This is a genomic window from Bradyrhizobium lablabi, from assembly GCF_001440475.1.
Taxonomy (GTDB): domain Bacteria; phylum Pseudomonadota; class Alphaproteobacteria; order Rhizobiales; family Xanthobacteraceae; genus Bradyrhizobium; species Bradyrhizobium lablabi.
The window spans coordinates 160,973-161,207 of sequence record NZ_LLYB01000034.1 but is presented as its reverse complement, the minus strand read 5'-3'; the positions used below and the strand labels follow the sequence as shown (position 1 = coordinate 161,207).

1 pseudogene is annotated in these 235 nt (G+C 57.9%); it reads right to left on the bottom strand.

The features are described 5' to 3' along the window. Positions 1 to 217 (bottom strand): annotated as a pseudogene (locus CQ14_RS44405) (glycosyl transferase); the annotation flags it as partial. Positions 218 to 235: the final 18 nt, after the last annotated feature.

The following is a 235-nucleotide window of genomic DNA, read 5'->3' as shown; positions in this document are numbered from 1 at the left end:
CTCCAGCGCGGAGCTGGGGTTTGATATCCTGGATCGTCGGAAGCAGCCCCAGGCTTTCATTGTGCGCGGGAACAATGACTGCGACGCGTTTCTCGCTATTTAATTCCTGGACTTCGAAAGGCTCCAGCCTCGGCGCCTTGAGGGCCGCAATGACTTCAACCAGCAGGACAGCGACGGGAACGCCGAGCAATCCAGCCAGAGCGGCCAAGATCAACATCGCAAAAACCGATCTCGA